This is a genomic window from Pantoea sp. JZ29 (assembly GCF_035190385.1).
In the GTDB taxonomy this organism is placed as follows: domain Bacteria; phylum Pseudomonadota; class Gammaproteobacteria; order Enterobacterales; family Enterobacteriaceae; genus Pantoea; species Pantoea stewartii.
In genome coordinates, this window is record NZ_CP045241.1 from 3,706,073 (window position 1) to 3,726,396 (window position 20,324).

Genomic DNA, 20,324 nt, shown 5'->3' on the forward strand with positions numbered 1-20,324 from the left:
TATGTTCAGCACAGTCCTGATTGCTAACCGGGGTGAAATTGCCTGTCGCGCCATCCGCACGCTGAAACGTCTGGGCATTAAAAGCGTGGCCGTGTTTTCCGATGCCGACCGCAACGCGCAGCATGTGAAAGAGGCGGATATCGCCGTGGGTCTGGGCGGCGACAAATCCAGTGACAGCTATCTGCGCATCGACAAAATTCTGGCGGCGGCGCAGGAAACGGGCGCCCAGGCGGTCTGGCCCGGCTATGGTTTTCTGTCAGAGAGTCTGCCCTTTGCTGCCGCCTGTGAAGAGGCCGGTATCGTGTTTGTCGGTCCCACGGCTGCGCAGATTGGCGAGTTTGGGCTGAAACATCGCGCGCGTGAGTTAGCCGCGCAGGCCGGAGTACCGATGACGCCAGGCACGCCGCTGCTCAACACACTTGATGACGCCCTCAGCGCAGCCGAATCCATCGGTTATCCGGTGATGTTAAAAAGCACGGCAGGCGGCGGAGGCATTGGGCTGACGCGCTGTGCCGACGCCGGGGCACTGCGCAATGCCTGGGAGAGCGTCCGTCGACTGGGCGAACAATTCTTTAGTGATGCCGGCGTTTTCCTCGAACGCTGTATCGATCATGCCCGCCACGTGGAAGTGCAGATCTTCGGTGATGGCAAGGGCACCGTGGTGGCGCTGGGTGAGCGCGACTGTTCGCTGCAACGCCGCAACCAGAAAGTGGTGGAGGAAACCCCCGCGCCCTGCCTGCCCGCGGCCACGCGCGCGGCGTTGCTCGCCTCGGCCGTTCGGCTGGGTGAGGTAGTCAATTACCGCAGCGCGGGGACCGTGGAATACATTTATGATGCACAGCAGGACGCCTTCTATTTCCTGGAAGTGAATACCCGCCTGCAGGTTGAGCATCCGGTCACCGAATGCGTCACCGGCCTCGACCTGGTGGAATGCATGTTGCGCGTCGCCGCTGACGAAGCGATCGACTGGCCGCGCCTGCAGCAGGCACCGCAGGGCGCGTCGATTGAAGTCCGTTTGTACGCCGAAGATCCGTTAAAAAACTTCCAGCCCAGCCCCGGCGTGCTCACGCATGTCAGTTTTCCTGACGATGTCCGTGTGGACAGTTGGGTGACGACCGGCAGCGAGGTTTCCAGCTATTACGATCCGATGATCGCCAAGCTCATCGTCCATGCGGACACGCGAGAGGCGGCGCTGGAAAAACTGCAATGCGCACTGAACGCCACACAACTGCACGGTATCGCCACCAATCTTGATTATCTGCGGCAGGTCGTGGCCACCGAGGCGTTCCGTAGCGGCAAGGTCTGGACACGTTTTCTGGACAGCTTTACGCCCGCGGCAGCCGTAGTCGAAGTGCTGCAGGCGGGCACGTTCAGCTCCATCCAGGACGTGCCGGGCCGTCTGGGTTACTGGAATATCGGCGTACCGCCGTCAGGTCCAATGGATGATTATGCCTTCCGCCTTGCCAACCGCATCGTCGGGAATCACGAGTCGGCGGCCGGGCTGGAATTTACCCTGCAGGGCCCAACGCTGCGCTTTCATTGCGCGGCGACCCTTGCTCTCACAGGGGCAGACTGCGGTGCCACGCTGGATGGCATCCCTGTCAGCAACTGGCAGCCGATAACGGTCAATGCTGGCCAAACGCTGACACTGGGTCGCGCCCAGCGCGGTTGCCGCTGTTATCTGGCTATCCGTAACGGCTTTGATGTCCCGGAATACCTTGGCAGTCGTTCCACCTTTTCTCTGGGCCAGTTTGGCGGGCACGCCGGTCGCACGCTTCGGGTTGCCGATATGCTGCCTGTCTCGCAACCGTCACTGGCAGCCTGCACCACGCCCGCGCCGGTCAGCGCTCCGCAGGCACTCAGCCCGGCGCTGATCCCAACGTACACCAGCGAATGGCACATTGGTGTCCTGTACGGACCGCACGGCGCACCTGACTTTTTCACCCAGGCCGCCATCGATGAATTCTTTGCCAGCGACTGGCAGGTTCACTACAACTCCAACCGCCTTGGTGTACGTCTGGTCGGGCCTAAACCGACCTGGACGCGCGCTAACGGCGGTGAAGCGGGCCTGCATCCGTCCAACGTGCACGACTGTGAATACGCGATTGGCGCAATCAACTTCACCGGTGACTTTCCGGTCATCCTGACCCACGACGGTCCCAGCCTCGGCGGCTTTGTCTGCCCGGTGACGATAGCCAAAGCCGAACTGTGGAAGGTCGGCCAGGTCAAACCGGGCGATAAAATTCGCTTCCATCCCATCAGCGTCGAAGAAGCCGTCGCGCTGGAAAATGCCCGGTTGCAGGTCATCGCCACGTTGCGTCCGCACACGGCGCAGATGTTTGACGTGCCGTCGCTGGCCGACAACCGCTTTGGCTCCGCTACCGTGCTCGCCGCCGTTGCAGCCACCGACACCACACCGCAGGCGGTGTATCGTCAGGCCGGCGATAAATACATTCTGATCGAATATGGCGACAACGTGCTGGATCTGGCGCTCCGCCTCCGTGTTCATCTGCTGATGGCGTCGCTGCGTGAGCGACCGGTTGACGGCATCAAAGAGCTCTCCCCCGGCGTGCGTTCACTGCAAATTCGCTATGACAGCCTTACCCTGTCGCAGCCCCAGTTAATGTCCGAGCTGCTGGCCCGGGAAGCCATGCTCGGTGATGTCAGCACGCTGAAAGTGCCCTCTCGCATTGTCTGGATGCCGATGGCGTTTGAAGACAGCGCCACGCTCGGTGCCGTCGAACGTTATAAAGAAACCGTGCGCGCCAGCGCGCCCTGGCTACCCAATAACGTCGATTTTATTCAACGTATCAATGGATTATCCGATCGTGAACAGGTCCGCGATACGCTGTTCAATGCCAGCTACCTGATTTTGGGCCTGGGCGATGTTTATCTTGGTGCACCCTGCGCGGTGCCGATTGATCCTCGCCATCGCCTGCTCAGCTCCAAGTACAGTCCGGCCCGTACCTTTACCGCAGAGGGCACCGTCGGCATCGGCGGCATGTACATGTGCATTTACGGCATGGACTCTCCCGGCGGTTACCAGCTGGTCGGCCGTACGTTACCCATCTGGAACACCTTCCTGAAAAACCCGCAGTTCGGTGCCGGTGAGCCCTGGCTCCTGCGCTTCTTCGATCAGGTGCGCTTCTATCCGGTGAGCGAAGAGGAACTGGCGCAACTTCGTGATGATTTCCGCGAGGGCCGTGCTGCGCTGCGTATCGAAGAAACGGAATTCGATTTTGCCGCTCACCAGGCGTTTCTGGCGGCGAACGCCGACGACATTGCGGCGTTTCGCCATCGCCAGGCCGCGGCATTTGAGCAGGAGGTCCGGCTCTGGTCGCAGGAGGAGCCGGAAGCCCCCGCTTCCACTGAGGCCGAGTCAGACGCGCCCGCTGAGGATAACAGCGCGCAGGCTGTACAGGCAGATATGAACGGCAATATCTGGAAAGTGCTGGTGCAGGCGGGCGAGACGGTGAGCGCCGGACAAACGCTGGTGATTGTTGAGGCAATGAAAATGGAACTGGCCATTACGGCTCCCTGCGCGGGACGGGTGAAACGTGTGGCCTGCCAGGCCGGCCGCCCTGTCAGCCCTGGCGACACGCTGCTGTGGCTGGAATAAGGAGCGCCGATGACGACCCGATCAACACGAAGCAAAGCCCGCCCGGAAGCATTGGCAGAACGGGTTTACCTGGCACTGAAAAACGACATTTTTGAGTTCCGCCTGATGCCCGGCGATCGCTTCAGCGAAAGTGAGATTGCAGAGCGCATGGCGGTCAGCCGCACTCCGGTTCGCCAGGCCCTGTTCTGGCTGGAGCGTGAAGGCTATGTCGACGTGTGGTTTCGCAGCGGCTGGCAGGTGAAAGCCTTTGATTTTGCCTACTTCGAAGATCTGTACGATTTGCGTACCGTCCTGGAGTGCGAGGCGGTCACGCGCCTGTGTGCGTTGCCGCCGACCCAGTGCGCCGACCGGCTACGCGAGCTGTATCAGTTCTGGTGCGAAGCCGCGCAGGTGGAAGATGGCAAGCGGGTTTCACAGCATGATGAGGCGTTTCATATGACGCTGGTCGCCGCTGCGGGCAATGCGGAAATGGCGCGGATCCATGCCGAGCTGACAGAAAAAATCCGCATTATCCGGCGGCTTGATTTTACCCGGGAAGATCGTATCGCGGCGACCTATCGCGAACACGCACAGATTTTGCGGGCCATTTTATTGCAAGAGACCCGCGACGCCCGCCAGATCCTGACCGGGCACATTGCCGTCAGTAAAGCGGAGGTCAGAAAAATCACGCTACACATGCTCCAGCAGGCCCGGCTTCAACCCATTGAATAACGTATCCATACCATTAGGGGTTTACCATCGATGAAAAGACGTTCATTGCTTAAAGCTTTTGCTCTCTCAGCTACCGTCGCGGGCATGGGGTTCGCCTGGAGCGCTCAGGCGGCTGACACCATCAAAGTAGGCATCATGCACTCCCTTTCCGGCACCATGGCCATTTCTGAAACGCCACTTAAAGATGTCGCCCTGATGACCATCGATGAAATTAACGCCAAAGGCGGCGTGCTGGGGAAAAAACTGGAGCCCGTAGTGGTGGATCCGGCCTCAAACTGGCCGCTGTTCGCCGAGAAAGCCCGGCAACTGCTGACCCAGGACAAAGTGGCTGTGGTGTTTGGTTGCTGGACCTCGGTATCGCGCAAATCCGTGCTGCCGGTCTTTGAAGAACTGAATGGTCTGCTCTTCTATCCGGTGCAGTACGAAGGTGAAGAGATGTCGCCGAACGTCTTTTATACCGGTGCAGCACCAAACCAGCAGGCGATTCCGGCGGTGGAATACCTGATGAGCCAGGATGGCGGCGGGGCCAAACGTTTCTTCCTGCTGGGAACAGATTATGTTTATCCCCGCACCACCAACAAGATTTTACGCGCCTTCCTGCATTCAAAAGGCGTGCAGGATAAAGATATCGAGGAAGTGTACACCCCGTTTGGCTACAGCGATTACCAGACCATCGTCTCTAATATCAAGACGTTCGCCGCTGGCGGCAAAACCGCGGTGGTCTCCACCATCAATGGCGATTCCAACGTACCGTTCTACAAGGAACTGGCTAACCAGGGCATCAAAGCCACCGATATCCCGGTCGTAGCCTTCTCGGTGGGTGAAGAGGAACTTCGTGGGATTGATACTAAACCGCTGGTCGGTCAGTTGGCAGCCTGGAACTATTTTGAATCCTTAGATAATCCGACCAACGCGAAATTTGTTGCCGACTATCGGGCTTATGCAAAAGCGCACAATCTGCCGAATGCCAGCACCGTGGTAACCAATGACCCGATGGAAGCCACCTACGTAGGCATTCATATGTGGGCGCAGGCCGTCGAGAAAGCCGGTACGACCAATGTGGATAAAGTGCGTGCGGCCATGGCCGGTCAGACCTTTAAGGCCCCGGACGGGTTTACCCTGACGATGGATCAGACCAACCACCATCTGCACAAACCCGTGATGATTGGCGAAGTTGAAGAAAACGGTCAGTTTAACGTGGTCTGGCAGACGGACAAACCGGTACGCGCCCAGCCCTGGAGCCCGTATATTCCCGGCAATGATAAAAAACCGGATCATCCCGTGAAAACGACGCAGTAAAACTCAGACTGCCCTCGCGCTGGCTGTGAGGGCGGCCGTCAGGACATCCTATGCTCGCCCTTTTGATGAGGCTCACCATGATGCTTCGCCTGAATTTTTTAGCGTTATTGCTGCTTCTGCCGCTGTTTGCCAGCGCCGGACCCGCTACGGACTTTGCCGCCGCCAGCCGAACTCAGCAGGCCGATCTGCTGCAACAGTGGGCCGCTGCGCCAGATGCCCGCCGTTTACCCTTGCTGGAAGCGTTAAAAGCCGAAACCGTCGTGACGGATCAGGACCACCATCCCTTTAGTAAAACCGGGAATACGCTTCAGCCCCTGGATGACGCCGCACAGCCCAACGGCGACGTTAAAAAGCTGTTTATGAACAACCGTCTGCGTGTACTGGTCGCCAGTGCTCTCGCCGCCCATCAGCTGGTAAGCCCTGATGCCGGCGTGCGCCTGCGTGCGGCGCAACAGTTACAAAACGACGCGGCCGCTGACCTGCTTCCGCTCATAGAGAAACGCCTCAGTGTTGAAACGGATCCTCAGGTTCATGCTGCGCTGGCCATGACGGCGGCCAGTCTGCAGCTGACCAGCCCGCAGCCGATAGTGCGGCTTAGAGCGGTCAAACTGCTGGGCGAATCCAGCGATCCTAATACTCAGGCCAGCCTGCAGCGCCTGACGCAGCCCGCAGCCGAGCCCGATGAAACGGTACGCGAGGCAGCGGCAGACAGCCTGAAGCAGATGAAAAGTCGCCTGATGTGGGGCGATCTGCTGGGACAGGCATTCAGCGGGCTCTCGCTGGGATCGATCCTGCTGCTGGCCGCGCTGGGCCTGGCCATCACCTACGGTCTGCTGGGGGTGATCAATATGGCGCACGGTGAAATGCTGATGCTGGGCGCGTACGCCACCTGGCTGGTACAAAACCTGTTTCAGCAGTTTGCTCCGCAGTATATCGCCTGGTATCCGCTGCTGGCGCTGCCGGTCGCGTTTCTGATGACGGCAGCCATTGGAATGGCGCTGGAGCGCACTATCATTCGCCATTTGTATGGCCGCCCGCTGGAAACCCTGCTCGCGACCTGGGGCATCAGCCTGATGCTGATTCAGCTGGTGCGTATGCTGTTTGGTGCGCAGAACCTGGAGGTCGCCAATCCCGCCTGGCTGTCGGGCGGATTGCAGGTGCTGCCCAATCTGGTTCTGCCCTGGAACCGCATTGCAGTCATCCTGTTCGTGGTGTTTGTGCTGATACTAACCTGGCTGCTCCTCAACCGTACGCGGCTGGGGATGAACGTGCGCGCCGTCACCCAAAACCGGGCCATGGCCGACTGCTGTGGCGTGCCGACGGGCCGCGTGGACATGCTGGCATTTGGTCTGGGTTCCGGTATCGCGGGGCTGGGCGGCGTCGCCCTGTCGCAGTTAGGCAATGTCGGGCCAGAACTGGGCCAGGGCTACATCATCGACTCTTTCCTGGTGGTGGTGCTGGGCGGCGTCGGCCAGCTTGCCGGAACCGTGGTCGCCGCACTGGGACTGGGCATTCTCAACAAAGTGCTGGAGCCGCAGATGGGGGCCGTATTGGGGAAAATCCTTATTCTGGTGTTGATCGTGCTGTTTATTCAAAAACGTCCGCAGGGACTGTTTGCCGTGAAAGGAAGGGTGACTGACTGATGACGCAACCTCTCACCTTACGTCTGACGCGTCAGGCACCGCGCCTGACGCTGGGCATTGGCGCAGTCGTTACGCTGCTGCTGCTGATCATGCCGTTCCTGGCACTGCTGCCCGCCTCGCATCCGCTGGCGATCTCCACCTATACCTTAACGCTGGTCGGTAAAATTCTGTGCTACGCCGTGGTCGCGGTGGCGCTGGATCTGGTGTGGGGTTATGCGGGCTTACTTTCTCTGGGGCATGGCCTGTTTTTTGCGCTGGGCGGCTATGCGATGGGCATGTACCTGATGCGCCAGGCCTCCGGGGACAGCCTGCCCGCGTTTATGACCTTCCTGTCCTGGGATCGGCTGCCGTGGTTTTGGGCAGGCACGCAGCATTTCGCCTGGGCGCTGTGTCTGATTGTCCTCGTGCCGGGCCTGCTGGCGCTGATGTTTGGTTTCTTTGCCTTCCGCTCGAAAATCAAAGGCGTGTATTTCTCAATCATGACCCAGGCGCTGACCTATGCCGGCATGCTGCTGTTCTTTCGCAACGAAACCGGTTTTGGCGGTAACAACGGCTTTACCGGTTTTACGACCCTGCTGGGCTTTAGTGTGACCTCAACCAACACGCGCATCGGCTTGTTTATTGCTACCGTCATGCTGCTGTTAGCAAGCCTGGTGCTGGGCTTCGCGCTGGCCCGCAGTAAATTTGGCCGGGTGCTGACCGCTGTTCGGGATGCCGAAAACCGCCTGATGTTCTGCGGTTACGATCCCCGGGGTTTTAAGCTGTTCATCTGGACCCTCTCGGCCATGTTATGTGGCCTGGCAGGCGCGCTCTATGTGCCCCAGGTTGGCATTATTAACCCCAGTGAAATGTCCCCGACCAACTCCATTGAAGCCGCTATCTGGGTCGCACTTGGCGGGCGCGGTACGCTTATCGGTCCGCTGCTCGGGGCCGCCATCGTCAACGGCGCGAAGAGCGTCTTCACCGTGGCTTTTCCGGAGTACTGGCTGTTTTTCCTGGGGATGATGTTTATTTTGGTCACGCTGTTTCTGCCGCGTGGCGTGATGGGTTTACTGCGCCGGAGAAAAGATGACTGAGACCCTGTTCACCCAAACTCTGCCAGCCGATCGTTATCGTGCCCGGCGCGATCCGGTCCTGCAGTTGGCTAACATCACCGTAACCTTTGAGGGCTTTCGTGCGCTTAACAATCTCTCTTTACAGATTGGCGTCGGTGAACTGCGCTGCATCATTGGCCCTAATGGCGCAGGTAAAACTACGCTGATGGACGTTATTACCGGCAAAACGCGTCCCGACACAGGGCAGGTCATTTACGATCAGGATAAAAACCTCATCGCCCTGTCGCCGGTCGAGATTGCCCGTAGCGGAATTGGGCGCAAATTTCAGAAGCCGACAGTGTTTGAAGCGCTGACGGTATTTGAGAATCTGGAGATTGCTCTGAAAACCACCAAAACCGTCTGGGCCAGCCTGCGTGCGCGCCTTGACAGCGCGCAACGGGATCGGATCGATGAGATCCTGACGCTGCTGCGGCTTAGCGCCGCCCGCCAGCGACCGGCAGGTCTGCTGTCGCATGGCCAAAAGCAATTTCTTGAAATCGGCATGCTGCTGGTGCAGGAACCGCACCTGCTGCTGCTTGATGAGCCCGCTGCGGGCATGACCGATGCGGAAACTGACTACACTGCCGAACTGTTTCGCAGTCTGGCAGGCAAGCATTCACTTATGGTGGTTGAGCACGATATGGGCTTCGTGGAAACCATTGCCGATCACGTCACCGTTTTGCATCAGGGAGCCGTACTGGCAGAAGGTTCCCTGCGCGAGGTACAGGCCAACGAGCAGGTCATTGACGTTTATTTGGGGCGCTAAATGTTACAGGTATCTGAACTGCATCAGTATTATGGCGGCAGCCACATTCTGCGTGGCCTGTCTTTTGAGGTTAAACAGGGTGAAGTCACCTGCCTGCTCGGCCGCAACGGTGTGGGGAAAACCACGCTGCTGAAATGCCTGATGGGCTTAATACCGGCTAAATCGGGCGAGGTGCGCTGGCAGGACAATATTATCAACGGGCGAAAGCCCCACCAGCGCGTGCAGGCCGGCATGGCTTACGTGCCGCAGGGGCGGGAGATTTTTCCGCGTCTGACGGTTGAAGAAAATCTGCTGATGGGCCTGTCACGCTTTTCATCCTCGCAGGCAAAGCAGGTGCCTGAAGAGATTTACCAGCTGTTTCCGGTATTGTTCGATATGAAATCCCGCCGGGGCGGCGATCTGTCCGGCGGCCAGCAACAGCAGTTGGCCATTGGCCGGGCGCTGGCCAGCCGTCCACAGTTGCTGATCCTCGACGAGCCTACCGAAGGGATTCAGCCTTCAGTGATCAAAGAGATTGGCCTGGTGATCCGCCAACTGGCACAGCGCGGCGACATGGCGATTCTGCTGGTCGAGCAGTTTTATGATTTTGCCGCGGACCTGGCCGACCGCTATCTGGTCATGTCGCGCGGTGAAATTATCCAGCGCGGGCGCGGTGAAGAGATGGAAACGGATAACGTGCGGAGCCTGGTCGCCATCTGATTCTCCTCCTGTCAGGCAGGTCGGCGCGCAGGCTGACCTGCCTGGATCGCGGCACCCTGCGCTTTCTTCCCACCTGAGCCATGCACGCCCACGGTACGCATCCGTGACCGGCCCGTTTCTTTTCCGTCGTTAAATTCTTGTGTAATAACGCACAAGACATCTTGTAATAAATAACAGTAAGTATAATAATTCTCATTTGCATTCAATGTGCATAACACCTTTGTCACATGACTTTCTGCGCCTTTCTTCTGCCGGGCGCGTTGTATTTGCCTTTGTAAGGGATAAACAATGAGAATGCCTTTTGGCCCGAAACGGTTAGCGCTACTGTGTTCCATCGCCATTGCCGCCCCTGCGGTCTCCTTTGCCGCCGATACGCTGGTGGTGACAGCAAAGCCGGAAGAAACATCGACCACGCCCACTGAAGGCTACACGTCGACCGTCAGTAAAGGGGCAACCAAAACCGATCGTCCTTTGATCACCACCGGTCAGTCCGTTTCGGTCGTGACGCGCCAGCAAATGGCCGATCAGGGCGCAATGGATGTGAATCAGGCGCTTAACTACACCGCCGGTGCCTTCACGAACTTCGCTGGCGCAGCCACCCGCTACGACACGGTCTCTCTGCGCGGCTTCCACGGCGGCGATGTCGATAACATTTTCCTGGACGGTCTGCGCCTGATGAGCGATCCCGGCAGCTATAACGTGCTGCAGGTCGATCCCTGGTTCCTCGACCGTATTGATGTGATCAAAGGCCCCTCTTCTGCCCTGTATGGACAGACGGTGCCGGGTGGCTTAGTGATGGAAAGCTCCAGACGTCCGCAGTATGCGCCTGAGGGACATTTCCGTTTGTCTACCGGCAACCATAACACCAACAGCGCTGCGTTTGATTACACCAATGCCATCAACGATCAGTGGGCGTTTCGTCTGACCGGCATAACGCGCAACAGTGATACACAGTACGATCACACACGCGAAGAAAAATATGCGATTTCGCCTTCACTGCTGTGGCAACCTGATGAGGATACGTCACTCCTGCTGCGCGCTTATCTGCAAAAAGATCCGTCCGGCGGCTATCACAGTGCCGTGCCAGGGGACGGCAGCATCACCGAACATAACGGGCGTAAGCTCAGCACCGGTTTCTATGATGGCGACAGCGCGCTGGATCAGTTTAAGCGGCGGGAGCAAATTTACAGCGCGGAATTCGCTCACCGCTTTAATGAAACCTGGGCGTTTCGCTCGAATGCCAGCTACTCCCATTCCAATGTCGATCTGGATCAGGTTTATCAGATTGGCTGGGCATCACCGCAGTCAGAACTGCTCAATCGCAACTATTCCGGCTCGCGTTCGTCGCTGCAGGCGTACGCGATTGATAACCAGCTGGAAGCCGACTTTGATACCGGTCCGGTGGATCACAAGGTGGTGCTGGGTGCGGAATACCATCAGTACACGAACGATTTACGGGGTGCCAGCGGCCCGGCCAGTTCACTCAATGCGCTGACAGGTCAGGCCATGGGCGTGAATCCGGCTTACGTGTTTACAAATTCACAGCGTCGTTACTATCAAACCGGCGTGTACCTGCAGGATGAGCTGAAATGGGACAAATGGCATCTGGATCTCTCAGGCCGCTACGATCGCATCGTGTCTGAAAACCGCCAGTACAGCACCGATACCCAATATCGTCGTCAGGATGATCACGTCAGTGGCCGGGCGGCGCTGCTGTATGCCTTCGATAACGGGATTTCGCCCTACGTCAGCTATAGCCAGGCGATTACGCCACAATCCCTTTCCGGACGGGATGGCAACCTGCTGAAGCCAACGACCTCGGAGCAGTATGAGACCGGCATTAAGTACCAGCCCGTGGGCACGTCCGATCTCTACTCCGCCGCGATCTACGACCTGACACAGAATGATGTCGGTAACCGCGTGGTAGTGGGCTCCTATTATGAACCGGCTGGCAAAGTGCACTCTCAGGGCCTCGAACTGGAAGCGCATAATCAGCTCACCCCGCGACTGAGCACGCTGGCGAGCGTGACGGTGAACCATGTGCGCTTCAAAGATTCCATCGACGGCAATAACGGCCACACGCCTTACGTGACGCCTGACTCGATGGCGTCTGCCTGGGCGAAATACCAGTTTGATGCGGGAATCAGCGTCGGTGCTGGCGTGCGTTACATTGGTCGGCAGTGGGCAGACAATGAGAACACCACACGTCTGCCTTCCGCTACGCTGTTTGACGCCTCGGTCCGCGCTGATTTAGGTGCCTGGAACAGCAGCCTCAAAGGCGCGTTTGTGCAGCTTAATGCCAATAACCTGACCGATCGCGACTACGTTTCTGCCTGCTACGGCACGGGCTTCTGCTACTGGGGCGCAGAGCGCACCGTGGTGGCGACCGTCGGCTACGATTTCTGATCCCTGCCAGGGCGGCAATCCGTGCCGCCTGTCACCGCTTATGCCACAGCGGCGTAATGTCGCCGCTGTTTTTCTCGCAGAAAAACACGTACTAACCACAGCCACAGCACACCACAGATCAGGTTCAACAGGCTGAAGCCTGCGGTACCGCCATGAAAATAGGCCGCTTTGCCTGCCTCAATCCCAAAAGCAAAGACCACCATACTGACCATGCCCAGCATCGCTGCCACGCTGCCCTTCCCTGCCTGACTGGAAAATAACGTCAGTCGGTACAGTCCGGCATTGACCATTCCGCTGCCGAAGCCGTAAAGGCTGAGGCCAGCCGTGAGCCCAATGTAGCTGTCCGCCTGCCATAACGTGCTCAGCACAGCGATCAAAAGCCCTGTAACCACAGGCCAGGCCCCCAACCGTAACGGCTGCTCGACGGAGAGACGGCTGGCCAGTCGTCCCAGCGTGAGATTCCCGGCAATCATTGCCATAAAGACCGGCAGTTGAAGCAGTGCGTAATCCAGTCGGCTCAGGCCCAGACCGTGAATCAGGATAACAGGCGAAAGCGCGACCCATGTCAGGCAGGGAATCGTCACCAGGCCAATAGCCAGCGAACCGCACATCACCTGGCGGTCTTTTAGCAACGCATAATAGCCCGCCGCCAGCGACGGCAGCGATACGGAGGTGCGTCTGTCACCTGCGGTTTCCGGCATCGACAGGCCCAGGCCAATGAGCGACAGCGCGGCCAGAGCAGCGAAAAACAGAAACAGTGTGCGCCAGTCTGCGACGGCCAGAAACGCCGTACCCGCCAGCGGCCCGGCCAGCGGAGCCAGCAGCGCAACGTTCGCCATCAGCGCCATCATCTTTACGCTGAGTGCCTCGTCAAAAGCCTCCTGAATGGCGGCATAGCCCACCGCACCGATAAAGCACAGGCTGATGCCCTGCAGAAAGCGCAGCAGGATAAAGGGCCCGATGCCCTGCACCCAGTGCGTCGCCAGACAGGTCAGCATAAAAAACGCAACACCGGTCAGCAGGACCGGACGGCGGCCCATCTTGTCGGACAGCGGCCCCAGGAGCCACTGTAACAGCATCCCGCCCATCAGATAGGCGGTCAACGAGGTGGCCACCCACTCCGGGCCCACGTGAAAAGCCTGTGTGACCCGCAGCATGCCGGGCTGAATCATGTCATGCGCGAGATAGGTGGCAAACTCAAACAGCACCAGCGATAAAGGAAATAACAGATGTCGTCGCGTCAGGCGCGAGACAGGTTGAAAACGAGCCATCGTCAGTATTATCCAGTAAAACGAGAAAAACGCGGCCGCCAGGGCGACCGCGCTGATGGGAAAGGCGATGATGATCCCGTTAACGCCACCGGGCGACAGGATTCTCCAGCGTGCCGGCAAACTTGAGGTTTTCGGCAGGATCGGACAGGTTGATCATCTGCTGATTATTGGCCAGCTGCAGGCGGTTCAGACAGGAGCGGGTAAAGGTGGGCGCAAACATATCGTAGCGGGCAAATTTACTGGCCAGCTGCGGATGCGCCTGCTGATAATCCTTCACGCACTGTGCCACCAACTGCCAGAACTGACTCTCGGGCAGCGTACCTGACTGGTGCAAAATCGCGCTGATAAAGCGGAAGATACAGTCAAAGACGTCGGTAAAAATCGACAACAGCTTCAGTTCTTCAGGCACGTCTACCGCCAGACGCTGGACGTTCTCCGGCAGTACCGCCTCCGGGTTCATGACGGCGATTTCTTCGCCAATGTCTTTCATGTAGGCGCTGACCGGCACATTGTTTTCCAGCAGCAGGATCAGATTTTCGCCGTGGGGCATAAACACCAGATCGTGTTGATAGAAGCAGTGCAGCAGCGGACTGAGGTAACAGTTAAGGTAACGTTCAACCCACTGTGCCGCGGGCAGGCCTGAGTCGGCGATCAGTGCGGGCAGTAACGGCTGCTGATGATGATCAACATGCAGGAACGCCGCCATGGTCATCAAGCGCTGGCCGGGCTGCAAATCAGGAACCGGATTATCGCGCCACAGGGCCGCAAACATTTTCTTATAGGCGGAATCGCCCTTAATGGCACGTTCGTAATGGCGGTTGTGATAGCCCACGGCGGCCACCTCGCGCAGGATGCGGAAGTTGCAGCGCTGAAGCCAGCTGTCGTTTGCCACCAGCGTTTCCAGCCATTCATTAATCGCAGGCGTGGTCGCCATATAGTACGGCGACAAGCCGCGCATAAAGCCCATGTTGAGCACCGACAGGGCAGTTTTCACATAACGCTTGTGGGGCTGGCTGCGGTTAAAGAAGGTACGAATCGACTGCTGCGCCTGATACTGGTCATCACCGATGCCCAGATAAATAATGTCCCGACTGGCAATATCCGCCGCAAACACCGTCAGCAGCTTGTTCTGCCACTGCCACGGATGCACGGGCATAAAGATATAGTCCTCGGGTTCCACCCCGTGGCTTGTCAGCTGAGCCGCGAACCGATCCAGAATGGACTGCCCTAGCTCCTCCTGCAGCAACTGCGTATAGCTCAGCGCGCTGAGGCTGGAGAAATGGGCATGACGACGATGCACGGCTACCCAGATGAGATTTACCGGCGCGGCGGCCTCTGGAGCATAAGCCAGGTAATCCCGCGCATCGAAGCCGATGCGGCCGTTATTGGCGACGAAGCAGGGATGCCCTTCCGTCATGGAGGATTCCACGGTCTGGAAGTCCGCTTTTACCAGCGCCTGGCTGTCTGGATTCTGCTTCTGCAACTTAAATACGCTGCTGCATAAGGTGCTGCTGATCTCTTCCATGTAGGTGGCTAACAGCGCCTGAGGAATGCCGATCTGCGCATTAAACTCCTCAATAAACTGCAGCGCATCCAGCGGTAACGCCCGACCATTCTCCTGCTTTTCCAGTGAGGCAACGTCGATATCCCAGTGGTCCAGCGCCAGACGCTGAGCGGAAAAATGGTACTCTGCCTCGGCACCCGGCACGGCCAGGCGATAACGTCCTGGGTGCATTTCGTCGGGGACGATCAGCTTTTCATGCGCGAATTCGGCAATCGCTTTACGAATCAGTAAACGGTTAGCCTGCAGCCAGTGAGGTCCGGTGAGATGGGCACCGGTTAACAGTGAGGTGGCGTGATTCATTCGTGAGTCCTGCAGTAATGCCTGTTGATAATCGTCGCGCTGACAGAAGGCGAGCCAGGCGGTTTTGTGGCCCATATCAATGGTGTGCTGGTAGCGAAAACCCGCACGTTTGTTCAGGCGATGAATTTTGTCGTTGCGCACATCCGGTTCGACCACCACGCGACTGACCTCGGGGCGGCTGAACAGGTAGTCCATAACGGTGCTGAAGACCTGCCAGCTAAATTCCCTGACCGGGGTTTCCGCGGGCGCGATCAGAATATGCATGCCGTAGTCGTCCGGCTGAGCGGGATAGTATTTACCTACTTCATCCTCGCGGGCGCGATAGCATTCGACAAGGAAGGCCGGTTCACCATTGCAGCAGCCGATCAACGCCGCATGCGGATCCCTGGCCGTCAGCTGGTGGTAAAAGTCGGCGACCTGCTCTGGTGTGTCATTCTGCATTCCCCAGAAGCGGGCATAGTCGCGCGTCACCCAGCGATGAATCAGCGTGGCGTCAGCGGCCTGCATAGGGCGGAGGGTAAACTGGCCTGCCGGGCGGGCGGCAGTGAAAAGCGTTAACTGTGACATATTACGATTCCGATTGAGCCGGGAAAGTCTGGAAGGCAATCTGCCGTTCGACGGGATAGATCTCTTTGCCGGTGATTTCACGCAGCAGCACCGAATTGCGATAGCAGGCCATGCCCAGATCCGGTGTAACGAAGCCGTGCGTGTGCAGCTCCGCGTTCTGCACGAAGATCTGGTTGTGGCGATCAATGCTGTAGTTACGCTGAACGTCGTAACGGCCCTTCTCGTCCCAGCGCAGACGCTGGCTGATGCCTTCAATAAACATCGGCGGACGATACTGATAGCCCGTTGCCATCACCAGACCGTGCGTACGGCGGGTAAAGGCACAATCCTGCTCCTGCTGATGCAGCGCGAGCTCGAACTCTCCGTTGGGTAACGCGCGCATTCCGGTCAGTTCTGAATGGGTGAACAGGTTAACGTTCAGCGCGCCATCCAGTTGCTTAACGTACATCAGGTCGTAGATAGCGTTGATCAGCGTGCTGTTGATGCCTTTATAGAGATTTTTGTGGCGCGCATTCAGCGCATCGCGTTTCTCACCCGGCAGCGCGTGGAAATAGTCCACCCATTCTGGCGAAGTCATCTCCAGCGTCAGTTTGGTATATTCCAGCGGATAAAAGCGTGGCGCACGGGTTATCCAGTTCAGCTGATAGCCAAACCGATCGATCTCCGTAAGCAGATCGTAATAGATCTCTGCCGCGCTCTGCCCGCTACCCAGTACGGTAATGGACGGTTTTTTCTGCAAATCCGCCTTATTCGCCAGATACTGACTGGAGTGCGTAAAACGCGACCGGTATGGATGGCTGCAGGCAGGCAGCCAGGCTTCAGGACCGGTGCCCAACACCAGCCTGCGGGTCAGCCAGTCCTGCTGCTGCCCACTGACCGTATCGACTGCCCGCACGCGGTAGCACTGCAACGCTTCGTCGTAGCTCACATAGTCCACGCGCGTGTTCCAGCGCAGGTTACTCAGCTTTGAACAGGCCCACTGACAGTACTGGTTGTACTCTTTACGCATCAGGAAAAAGTCTTCGCGGATATAGAACGAATACAGTTTTCCTTTCTGCTTCATATAATTCAGCAGACTGTAAGGACTGGTGGGATCGGCCAGCGTCACCAAATCGGCCATAAACGGCGTTTGCAGATGCGCACTTTCCAGCATCATGCCGGTATGCCAGTCAAAGCCCGGATTCTGATCCAGAAAGAGGCCATTCAGCCCTTCAACAGGTTCACTCAGACAGGCCAGGCTGAGATTGAAAGGACCGATGCCAATTCCGATAAAGTCATAAATGTTGTCGTTCATCGTACCGTTCTCACTGGTTAGCGGCTTGCAAAGTCAGGTCACGTGCCTGCTCCCGGCCGTAATGGACAATCAGGGCAATGACGTCTTCCATGTCAGCCACCGTAGTGGTGGGATTCAGCAGGGTAAATTTGAGGTACTGGTGACCCTCGACTTTCGTACCGGCGATCACCGCGTTACCCGAGCGGAACAACGCCTTGCGGATACCGGCATTGATGGCATCCAGCTGTGCGGCCCGCATGTCAGGCCGGGGTACGAAACGGAAGATTTGTGTGGTCAGTTCAGGCGCATGCAGCACCTCAATGGACGGATGGGCTTTCAGCAACTGATGGGTTGCCTCGGTCAACGTCAGGATGGTATCGAATGCTTCCCCCAGCGCCGCCGGGCCCATGATGCGCAACGTCAGCCACATTTTCAGCGCGTCAAACCGGCGCGTCGTCTGAATACTTTTGTTGACCAGGTTTGGCGTCCCTTCCTGCTGGGCGCTGAGCGGATTGAGGTAATCGGCATGGTGCGTTACATGGCTGAGGTGCTGTTTATCGCGCACGAAAAACGCCCCGCAACTGACGGTCTGGAAGAATGACTTGTGATAATCCACCGTCACCGAGTCCGCTTTTTCGATACCACTGAGGCGCTGCCGCTGCGTTTCAGATACCAGCAGGCCACAGCCGTAAGCCGCATCGACGTGCATCCAGATGCCGTGCTGCTGACACAGATCCGCGATAGCGTTCAGCGGATCGATACTGCCAAAATCGGTGGTGCCACTGGTGGCCACGACGGCGATGGGAATCAGGCCCTGCGCATGGCAGTGCTCAATTTCGCGCTCAAGCTGTACGCTGTCCATGCGGTAGTGTTCGTCGTAATCCACGGAAATCACCGCATCGTAGCCCAGGCCAAGAATCGCCATCGACTTCTGAATACTGAAATGACTCAGTCGGGAGGTCAGCACGCGCCATTTCGCGGCCTCCGTCGGCAACCCCTTATGCTTGATCAGGTGACCCGGATGGTGCGTGGCGCACCAGCTGTCCCGCGCCAGCAGCATCGCCATCAGATTGGACTGCGTACCGCCACTGGTAAAGATGCCGTCTGCGCTCGCAGGCAGGCCGATACGGCCCAGCGTCCAGTCAATGACCTTCTGCTCAATCAGCGTGCCGCCCGCGCTTTGGTCCCAGGTATCGACGGAGCTGTTTACCGCCGCCATGATCTGCTCTGCCAGCAGCGAGGGCAGCACAACCGGGCAGTTAAGATGGGCGACATATTTGGGGTGGTGGAACCAGACGGCATCGCGCAGGTAAAGTGACCGCAGCTCTTCCAACGCGGCTTCGTTGCTGCCCAGAGGCTGATCAAGGTCGACGGCGCTGAACGCCGGGGCCAGCTCATGGGGCAGGATTCCGCTGAACGGCTTCTCCACGCGCTGCACCGTGCTGCTGATCAGCGCCAGCGCCGCGTGCGTTTGCTGCTGCCACGCCGTAATCTGCGCCTCGTTAAAGATGACGTCCTGAGCCGCAGGAATATCTTCAGACAGATGTCGGCGAGGGACCGACAAAGTTTGCTTACGTAACACCATATCCTGTTCCTTTGTTTAAGACGTAAGTCGCCTGGCCGCCCCGGTAAAAGGGCAGCAGATCGTGCCAGACCGCACGTGTCAGTTCAGATTGACTAACCCTTCAGCAGGACCGCTATCCCATGTGATCAATAAGGTTAAGAACTTATGACCCCTAAAAGGTTAAAAATTACATTTAGTGTGGTTTATAAGGCTTTAGTTAGCATCTTATAACGATAATGTGATTATTAATAATAATCATTATCATTCAAACAATGGAATGGTAATACATCTCATAAATGAGGCTAATGAACAAAAATGTGATACTTGTCACAAAAAAAACGTCTGAGCCGTTCAGCATTGGCAAAGTAAAGGGGCAGGAAAGGTCAGATGATACGGGTCAGGCTCAACATCATGAACGCCCGGGCAGCCGCTCTGCCAACGTTTGCGGGATGACAGCAAGGCGGGTTAAGATAAAAATCGTGTTCAGGAAGCCTCCAACGCCTTAACTCTGTTGTAATTTGTCCTGGCCCGGGTAAAAACGCTGCGGTTTAAGACTCTCCCTCCTGTACGATAATACGGTGACAGGCTCAAACGCATAACGTCCTCCTCAAGGAATACAGGTTCAGAGATGACAATGGAAACCCGCCGCGACGAACGTCTGCGCAAACTCGCTCTGGCACTGAAGCGCACCGATAAACTTCACCTGAAGGATGCCGCCCGGTTGCTGGACGTCTCAGAGATGACGATTCGCCGGGATCTGAGCGAACCCACGTCCAGCGTCGTCCTGCTCGGCGGCTATATCGTCAGCGATCCCAGAAGCCAGCCCGGTCACTATTTTGTCTCCGATCAGCACGGGCAAAACGCCACCCGCAAACAGCAGCTGGCGCAGGCGGCGGCAGGTCTGATCGGGGAGAACGATACCGTCTTTTTCGACTGCGGGACGACCTTGCCCTATGTGGTGGATGCCATTCCGGATGCCCTGCCCTTCACCGCCATCTGCTGTGCCATGAATACTTTTCTGGCGTTAAAAGAAAAGCCCGCCTGCCATGTCATCCTGAGCGGCGGTGAATTCCATGCGGATAACGCCTTATTCACGCCGGTGGGCGGACAGTGCATTCTGGATGACCTGTGCCCTGACCTGGCCTTTATTTCTGCGGCAGGCGTCAGCCACGATCAGGGCGCGACCTGTTATAACCTTAATGAACTGCCCATGAAACACCATGCCATGCGGCGCGCGCGCCAGCGAGTTCTGGTGGCGGACAGCAGCAAATATGGGAAAGTGTTACCGGCCCGGATTGGCGCACTTTCACGCTTCGACCTGCTGGTCAGCGACAGCGCGCCAGATGCCACGCTGAGTCAGTGGTTAGCGCAACAGTCTATTCCCGTGCGGCTGCCCTGACTTCAGCCTGTCCACCGGCGTTCTGATGCGCGTTGCCCTGTGCCGGGTCGGTCTGACAACGGACATAAATCAAACAGTTATTCTGAACCCGCGGCCGCCATCGAATAATCCCGTCCCCTCGGCTGTGATTAGGCGGCGAAAAAGGCTAA

Annotated in this window: 13 protein-coding genes; 9 read left to right on the forward strand and 4 right to left on the reverse strand. The window is 57.7% G+C overall.

The window, feature by feature from the left end:
* Position 1: 1 nt before the first annotated feature.
* From uca to GC090_RS17250, 8 genes are all read left to right on the forward strand, one after another.
* The gene (uca, locus tag GC090_RS17215) at positions 2 to 3,619 is read left to right on the forward strand and encodes an urea carboxylase (protein ID WP_324020530.1); all 3,618 of its coding nucleotides are present in this window, start codon (positions 2 to 4) and stop codon (positions 3,617 to 3,619) included.
* Positions 3,620 to 3,628: 9 nt separating this feature from the next.
* Entirely contained in the window at positions 3,629 to 4,330 is a 702-nt protein-coding gene (locus GC090_RS17220) for a GntR family transcriptional regulator (RefSeq protein WP_324020532.1), read from the forward strand.
* 30 nt (positions 4,331 to 4,360) lie between these two features.
* A complete protein-coding gene (gene urtA, locus GC090_RS17225) occupies positions 4,361 to 5,629 on the forward strand; it encodes an urea ABC transporter substrate-binding protein (protein ID WP_033740212.1) in 1,269 nt (422 codons plus the stop codon).
* A gap of 77 nt (positions 5,630 to 5,706) precedes the next feature.
* Positions 5,707 to 7,272: an urea ABC transporter permease subunit UrtB gene (gene urtB / locus GC090_RS17230; protein ID WP_110268091.1), complete on the forward strand. Its 1,566-nt coding sequence runs from the start codon at positions 5,707 to 5,709 to the stop codon at positions 7,270 to 7,272.
* On the forward strand, positions 7,272 to 8,348 hold the full coding sequence (gene urtC, locus GC090_RS17235; protein ID WP_324020535.1) for an urea ABC transporter permease subunit UrtC: 1,077 nt from the start codon (positions 7,272 to 7,274) through the stop codon (positions 8,346 to 8,348). The genes urtB and urtC overlap by 1 nt, the downstream gene beginning before the upstream one ends.
* Positions 8,341 to 9,132, forward strand: coding sequence for an urea ABC transporter ATP-binding protein UrtD (urtD, locus tag GC090_RS17240; protein WP_039338787.1), 792 nt, complete (start codon positions 8,341 to 8,343; stop codon positions 9,130 to 9,132). Before urtC ends, urtD begins: the two co-directional genes overlap by 8 nt.
* Positions 9,133 to 9,831, forward strand: a complete 699-nt coding sequence (gene urtE / locus GC090_RS17245; RefSeq protein ID WP_033740208.1) for an urea ABC transporter ATP-binding subunit UrtE — start codon at positions 9,133 to 9,135, stop codon at positions 9,829 to 9,831.
* Positions 9,832 to 10,119: 288 nt separating this feature from the next.
* The gene (locus GC090_RS17250) at positions 10,120 to 12,237 is read left to right on the forward strand and encodes a TonB-dependent siderophore receptor (protein WP_324020537.1); all 2,118 of its coding nucleotides are present in this window, start codon (positions 10,120 to 10,122) and stop codon (positions 12,235 to 12,237) included.
* Between the two features lie 38 nt (positions 12,238 to 12,275).
* On the opposite strand, the gene GC090_RS17255 is transcribed toward GC090_RS17250, so the two are convergent.
* The 4 genes from GC090_RS17255 to GC090_RS17270 all read right to left on the reverse strand — a co-directional run bounded on the left by GC090_RS17255 (position 12,276) and on the right by GC090_RS17270 (position 18,797).
* Positions 12,276 to 13,508: an MFS transporter gene (locus GC090_RS17255; protein WP_324021613.1), complete on the reverse strand. Its 1,233-nt coding sequence runs from the start codon at positions 13,506 to 13,508 to the stop codon at positions 12,276 to 12,278.
* A 79-nt stretch (positions 13,509 to 13,587) separates the two neighbouring features.
* Entirely contained in the window at positions 13,588 to 15,939 is a 2,352-nt protein-coding gene (locus tag GC090_RS17260) for a GNAT family N-acetyltransferase (protein WP_058702087.1), read from the reverse strand.
* Position 15,940: 1 nt separating this feature from the next.
* Positions 15,941 to 17,233 (reverse strand): lysine N(6)-hydroxylase/L-ornithine N(5)-oxygenase family protein, encoded by a 1,293-nt coding sequence (locus GC090_RS17265; protein WP_039338790.1) that lies wholly within the window; start codon positions 17,231 to 17,233, stop codon positions 15,941 to 15,943.
* 10 nt (positions 17,234 to 17,243) lie between these two features.
* Positions 17,244 to 18,797, reverse strand: a complete 1,554-nt coding sequence (locus GC090_RS17270; RefSeq protein ID WP_324020541.1) for a pyridoxal phosphate-dependent decarboxylase family protein — start codon at positions 18,795 to 18,797, stop codon at positions 17,244 to 17,246.
* Between the two features lie 613 nt (positions 18,798 to 19,410).
* Here GC090_RS17270 and deoR point away from each other — a divergent pair.
* Complete coding sequence (deoR, locus tag GC090_RS17275) at positions 19,411 to 20,175, forward strand: DNA-binding transcriptional repressor DeoR (RefSeq protein WP_006118293.1); 765 nt, start codon at positions 19,411 to 19,413, stop codon at positions 20,173 to 20,175.
* Positions 20,176 to 20,324: the final 149 nt, after the last annotated feature.

What these genes read in the sequence shown, in the direction of transcription:
- uca (WP_324020530.1), top strand. Translation starts at nt 2, where the DNA reads ATGTTCAGCACAGTCCTGATTGCTAACCGGGGTGAAATTGCCTGTCGC.
- GC090_RS17220 (WP_324020532.1), top strand. Translation starts at nt 3,629, where the DNA reads ATGACGACCCGATCAACACGAAGCAAAGCCCGCCCGGAAGCATTGGCA.
- urtA (WP_033740212.1), top strand. Translation starts at nt 4,361, where the DNA reads ATGAAAAGACGTTCATTGCTTAAAGCTTTTGCTCTCTCAGCTACCGTC.
- urtB (WP_110268091.1), top strand. Translation starts at nt 5,707, where the DNA reads ATGATGCTTCGCCTGAATTTTTTAGCGTTATTGCTGCTTCTGCCGCTG.
- urtC (WP_324020535.1), top strand. Translation starts at nt 7,272, where the DNA reads ATGACGCAACCTCTCACCTTACGTCTGACGCGTCAGGCACCGCGCCTG.
- urtD (WP_039338787.1), top strand. Translation starts at nt 8,341, where the DNA reads ATGACTGAGACCCTGTTCACCCAAACTCTGCCAGCCGATCGTTATCGT.
- urtE (WP_033740208.1), top strand. Translation starts at nt 9,133, where the DNA reads ATGTTACAGGTATCTGAACTGCATCAGTATTATGGCGGCAGCCACATT.
- GC090_RS17250 (WP_324020537.1), top strand. Translation starts at nt 10,120, where the DNA reads ATGAGAATGCCTTTTGGCCCGAAACGGTTAGCGCTACTGTGTTCCATC.
- GC090_RS17255 (WP_324021613.1), bottom strand. Translation starts at nt 13,508, where the DNA reads ATGGCTCGTTTTCAACCTGTCTCGCGCCTGACGCGACGACATCTGTTA.
- GC090_RS17260 (WP_058702087.1), bottom strand. Translation starts at nt 15,939, where the DNA reads ATGTCACAGTTAACGCTTTTCACTGCCGCCCGCCCGGCAGGCCAGTTT.
- GC090_RS17265 (WP_039338790.1), bottom strand. Translation starts at nt 17,233, where the DNA reads ATGAACGACAACATTTATGACTTTATCGGAATTGGCATCGGTCCTTTC.
- GC090_RS17270 (WP_324020541.1), bottom strand. Translation starts at nt 18,797, where the DNA reads ATGGTGTTACGTAAGCAAACTTTGTCGGTCCCTCGCCGACATCTGTCT.
- deoR (WP_006118293.1), top strand. Translation starts at nt 19,411, where the DNA reads ATGGAAACCCGCCGCGACGAACGTCTGCGCAAACTCGCTCTGGCACTG.